A 4,827-nucleotide genomic window follows, 5' to 3' on the forward strand; every position below is an offset into this window, starting at 1 on the left:
GCCGCCGCCCGCGGGGACGTCGCGGCGATGCAGGCGCCCGAGAAGGCCCGGCCGGCACCCGACATCGCGTTCAAGGGGCCGGGCAACGGAGGGAAGGACGGGGGAGGGGAGGCCAACCTGCGGCTCTCGGATTTCCGCGGCCGCCTCGTCCTCCTGAACCTGTGGGCGACGTGGTGCGCGCCGTGCAAGGCCGAGATGCCGGCCCTCGACCGGCTCGAGGCCGCGCTCGGCGGCAAGGATTTCGCGGTGGTCGCGATCAACCTCGACACGCGCAACCTCGACAGGCCGCCGGTCTGGATGCGGGACAACGGCATCGCGCGGCTGGCCTACTACGCCGATCCCGGCGGGCGCGTGCTGCCGGCGGTGCAGCGCGACACCGGCTCGCCCGGCCTGCCGACGACCCTGCTGGTCGACCCCGCCGGCTGCACCATCGGCGTGATGAAGGGGCCGGCCGAATGGTCGAGCCCGGACGGGCTCGCGCTGATCCGGGCAGCCCTCGGGCGCACGTCCTGAGCCCGCTTCGGAGCGCGGGCGCGCTGTCCATTGGACTTTAAGGCAAGGCGCGAAGCCGGGGGCCGACGGATGATTTGCCGCGATGCCCGATTGCCTGAGGCCGGACCCTGCGCCATAGCTCGGCTATAGCCGAGGTTGGGCCATGATCTTCGTAACGGATGCAGCCGGAAAGGTGGTCTATCTCAGTGATGAATGGACTGTTCTGACCGGTCAGCAGATCGAAGACGTATCGCAACAGGGATGGAGCAAGGTCATCCATCCGGACGACCTCGCCGTCGTGCGGACCGTGGTCGCCGAGGCGAGCGTCGCCCGCAGCGAGTTCACCGTGCGCTATCGCCTGCTGTCGCCGGACGGGCGGGCGACCTGGGTCGTGGCCGGTGCGGTGCCGTCCTTCGGGCCGCCCGAGCGGACCTTCCTCGGCTTCTTCGGCGCCATCAGCCGGCTCGCGTCGCCGCCGCCCAAGAGCACGGCGACCGGGTCGCTCGGCCGCTTCACCCTGCCGTCGCCGGTGGCGGATTCCGAGCCGCGCTCGGTCTTGGAGCTGGTCGCCGACCACCTGATCACCGCGCATGCGCTGATCATGCAGGGCGGCGGCACCTGCGCGCTGGCCGCGGTCGAGGTCGCCCTGCACGAGGTCGGCCGCGAGCTCGTCCGGGCCTCCGCCACCGCGCAGGACGGCTCGAACCTGCATTAGAGCCTCGTCGCGCGCGGCGGATTCCGGCTCGCGTGCGGACGATGCGATCTCACGACAGGCCCTGACGGCGCGGCGTCGGTTCGGCGCGCCTCACGCCTCGGTGTCGGCGTCGAGGTCGCGCCCGCGGGTCTCGTGCATCATCCAGGCGGCGATCGTGCCGAGCACGCTGAACGCGACGAGGTAGTAGGCCGGCGCCAGCCGGTCGCCGGTGATCGCGATCAGCTTGTTGACGACGTAGTTCGTGCTGCCGCCGAAGATCGAGACCGAGAAGGCGTAGACGATCGAGAGCCCGGCGCTGCGCACCGCCCGCGGCAGTGATTCGGGGATCGCGACGATGATCGCCGCCGCGTTGATCGAGGACAGCGCCGACATCAGGAACGTCACCGCGTAGACCGAGGCCGCGGTCGGCGCCTGCGCCAGCCACCAGAAGGCCGGCACCGCCAGCACCACGATCGCGGCCCGCGGCCACACCAGCACCGGGCGCCGCCCGAACCGGTCGGCGAGCCAGCCGCCCAGCAGCGGGAACACCACCGAGGCGAGGCCGAGGGCGATCGGCACCGCCGTCGACACCGTCTCGGTGAGCCCCAGGGTGGCGTGCGCGTAGACCGGCATGTTGGTGCCGATGGCGTTCGAGACGGTCGAGGCGGCGATGACGACGAAGGTCAGGAGCAGCAGGCGCCCGTGCTCGCGCAGCAGCCGCACCACCACCGCGCCGGTGGAGGCCGCCGCCGCCGGATCCTCGCCCTCGCCCGCGGTCTCGGGCAGGTGGCTGCGGATGACGAGGCCGACCGGCACGACGCCGATGCCGAGCAGGAACATGACGCGCCAGCCCCAATCCGCCATCGCCGCCTCGCCGAGGACGATGGTGAGCCCCGTCGCGACGATGCCGGCGAACAGGGCGGCGCAGCCCTGGCTCGCGATCTGCCAGCTCGCCACGAAGCCGCGGTGCCTCGGGGGCGCCGCCTCCAGCAGGTAGGCGGTGGAGGGGCCGACCTCGCCGCCGAGCGCCAGCCCCTGGATCAGCCGCCCGACGATGACGATCACCTGCGCCCAGCCGCCGAGCGTCGCGTAGGACGGCGCCAGCGCCAGCATCAGCATGCCGACCGCCATCAGCGCGATGGTGATCAGCATGGCGGGCTTGCGCCCGGCCCGGTCGGCGAAGGCGCCGATCACGATGCCGCCGATCGGCCGCATCACGTAGCCGATGCCGAACAGGGCGAGCGAGGCGAGCAGGCTGTCGGTGGCGTTGTCGGACGGGAAGAACGCCGCGCCGATCGGCACGGCGAAGAAGGCGTAGAGCGTGAAGTCGTAGAACTCGAGCGCGTTGCCGAGGACCACGGCGCCGACAGCCTTGCGGTTCAGGGCCGGGTGGTCCGGTGTCGTCGTGGCGGTCATCGCGCGTCCTTGCGTCATCGGTGCCCGCATAGACGTCCCGAGCCCGGACCGCCACCGGCAGGGCTTGCCCGTGGGCGCAAACCCGGGCACCCCCGGCGCCATGACGAAGCCGCGCCCCCGTTCCGCGATCCGCACCGCGCTCGCGAGCGAGGCGGTCGGCGGCCTCGTGCTGATGGCGGCCGCCGCCTGCGCCCTCGTCGTCGCCAATACCGGGCTCGCCGGGACCTACGCCCAGGCGCTGCACGCGCCGCTCGGCCCGTTGAGCATCCAGCACTGGATCAACGACGGCCTGATGGCGGTGTTCTTCCTGCTCGTCGGCCTCGAGATCAAGCGCGAGGCGCTGGACGGCGCGTTGCGGACCTGGCCCGATCGGGCGCTGCCCGGCATCGCGGCGCTCGGCGGGATGGTGGTGCCGGCCCTGGTCTACCTCGCCTTCAATGCCGGCGCCGGGACCGCGCGGGGCTGGGCGATCCCGGCGGCGACCGACATCGCCTTCGCGCTCGGCGTGCTGGCGCTGCTCGGCCGGCGGGCGCCGGTCTCGCTCAAGATCCTGCTCGGCGCGGTGGCGATCGTCGACGATCTCGGCGCCGTGCTGATCATCGCGCTGGCCTATACCGGCGGCCTCGACCCGACGATGCTCGGGCTCGCGGCCGTGGTGCTGGCGCTCCTCGTCGGCCTGAACCGCTTCGGCGTCGTCGCGCTCGCGCCCTACCTGCTGCTCGGCCTCGTGCTCTGGGTGCTGGTGCTGCGCTCGGGCGTCCACGCCACGGTGGCGGGCGTGCTGCTGGCGCTGACCATCCCGATCCGCGTGAGCCCGGGCCGGCCGGAGGACGCGACCTCGCCGCTGCACCGGCTGGAGCACGCGATCACGCCTTTCGTCGCCTTCGGGATCGTGCCGCTGTTCGGCTTCGCCAATGCCGGGGTGCCGCTGCGCGGCCTGTCGCCCACCGCCTTCCTCGACCCGGTGACGCTGGGCGTCGCGTTCGGGCTGTTCCTCGGCAAGCAGGCCGGCGTGTTCGCCGCCCTGCGCCTCGCGGTGGCGCTCGGCCTCGCGCGCCGGCCCGGCGGGGCGAGCTGGGTCCAGGTCTACGGCGTCGCCGTGCTGTGCGGTATCGGCTTCACCATGAGCCTGTTCATCGGCGCGCTCGCCTTCTCCGATGCCGCCCACGAGACGGAGGTGAAGCTCGGGGTGCTCGCCGGCTCCCTGCTCTCCGGCCTGGTCGGCGCCGCGATCCTCGGGCTCCCGTCCGCGCGGAGCCCCGCCCGGGCCTGAGCCCCGCCCGGGCCTGAGCCGGGCCCGGCGAGCCGGCTGGCGAATCCTCGAAAACGCCCCTTGCCAGCGTGGGCCGGGCGGGTCTAGCCTCTCCTCATGGCGACGCGGCCCGCCGATGCGAGGCTCCGTCGCCGGAGCGAGACGAAGAGGAGGTCTGCCATGCATGCAAGCCCCACCCACGTCCATTCCGCCGACACCGGTGCCGGTGACCAGGACGATCCGCCGAGCGCCCATCGACAGGGATAGAGGTTTTCGGGAGGGTTTTATGCGCCCGACCCCGCGGCCCCGAGCGCCGCGGGACGCACGCCGGACAGCACCCTCGAACCCGGGAACGTGGCCCCTGCCACCGGCCCGTCGGCGAAAGCCGGCGGGCTTTTCATTCGTGCCTCCCGCGTGCCGCCACGGTGCGAAGCGCGCCGCCCGCGCGTCGTCCCGTGCTCCATGCCGATCGAATGCAAAATTACTTACGTATCCGCGCCGCGCCGCCCTTGCGCGCGGAAGCCGAAGCGGTAACGTCGGGCATCATTACAGGATCGGAGAATCACCGCGGAAGAAGAGCGACGGCTAACGATTCGGTCAACGCAGCACAGGATGGTCCCCATGTCCGAGACGATTCGCGTCAAGCCTACCCAGGACGGCACCTATACGGTCTATCGTGGGTCCACCGCCTTGATCTCCGGCCTCACGCGCCTCCAGGCCGAACGCTACGAGGCCAGCATCGGCGACCGGCGGCGTTCCGGGCTTCTCGCCGCCACCGCCTGAGCCGAACGTCAGCCCAGCGCGAGCGGGCCGAGATCCATCACGGTTCCGCCCGCTCCGATCCCGCGCTGCACCGCTGAGACGACGTGGCGCCCCCCGCTCTCCGAGAACGCGTACAGGATGTAGGCTGCCCGCCGGGCGGCCTCCGACCCGTGCCCTCCGGCCTGCGGTGCCTGGACCGCCGACGACGCCG

Annotated in this window: 5 protein-coding genes and 1 pseudogene; 4 read left to right on the forward strand and 2 right to left on the reverse strand. The window is 72.4% G+C overall.

Annotated features, from left to right (window positions below):
• On the forward strand, positions 1-513 hold a 513-nt coding region (locus FV223_RS20185), incomplete at its 5' end, for a TlpA disulfide reductase family protein (protein ID WP_147728679.1).
• 142 nt (positions 514-655) lie between these two features.
• Positions 656-1,207, forward strand: coding sequence for a PAS domain-containing protein (locus FV223_RS20190; RefSeq protein ID WP_147728680.1), 552 nt, complete (start codon positions 656-658; stop codon positions 1,205-1,207).
• Between the two features lie 90 nt (positions 1,208-1,297).
• Here the strand turns inward: FV223_RS20190 and FV223_RS20195 are convergent, their stop codons facing one another.
• A complete protein-coding gene (locus FV223_RS20195) occupies positions 1,298-2,602 on the reverse strand; it encodes an MFS transporter (protein ID WP_147728681.1) in 1,305 nt (434 codons plus the stop codon).
• A gap of 100 nt (positions 2,603-2,702) precedes the next feature.
• On the opposite strand from FV223_RS20195, the gene nhaA reads away from it, so the two are divergent.
• Together nhaA and FV223_RS30645 are read left to right on the forward strand one after the other, a co-directional pair.
• Positions 2,703-3,875, forward strand: a complete 1,173-nt coding sequence (gene nhaA, locus FV223_RS20200; protein WP_147728682.1) for a Na+/H+ antiporter NhaA — start codon at positions 2,703-2,705, stop codon at positions 3,873-3,875.
• 600 nt (positions 3,876-4,475) lie between these two features.
• A complete protein-coding gene (locus FV223_RS30645; protein WP_187274899.1) occupies positions 4,476-4,637 on the forward strand; it encodes a hypothetical protein in 162 nt (53 codons plus the stop codon).
• 8 nt (positions 4,638-4,645) lie between these two features.
• Here FV223_RS30645 and FV223_RS30650 read toward each other — a convergent pair.
• A pseudogene (locus FV223_RS30650) lies at positions 4,646-4,827 on the reverse strand (metallophosphoesterase); the annotation flags it as partial.

Source organism: Methylobacterium sp. WL116, from assembly GCF_008039455.1.
GTDB lineage: Bacteria > Pseudomonadota > Alphaproteobacteria > Rhizobiales > Beijerinckiaceae > Methylobacterium.

What these genes read in the sequence shown, in the direction of transcription:
- FV223_RS20190 (WP_147728680.1), top strand. Translation starts at nt 656, where the DNA reads ATGATCTTCGTAACGGATGCAGCCGGAAAGGTGGTCTATCTCAGTGAT.
- FV223_RS20195 (WP_147728681.1), bottom strand. Translation starts at nt 2,602, where the DNA reads ATGACCGCCACGACGACACCGGACCACCCGGCCCTGAACCGCAAGGCT.
- nhaA (WP_147728682.1), top strand. Translation starts at nt 2,703, where the DNA reads ATGACGAAGCCGCGCCCCCGTTCCGCGATCCGCACCGCGCTCGCGAGC.
- FV223_RS30645 (WP_187274899.1), top strand. Translation starts at nt 4,476, where the DNA reads ATGTCCGAGACGATTCGCGTCAAGCCTACCCAGGACGGCACCTATACG.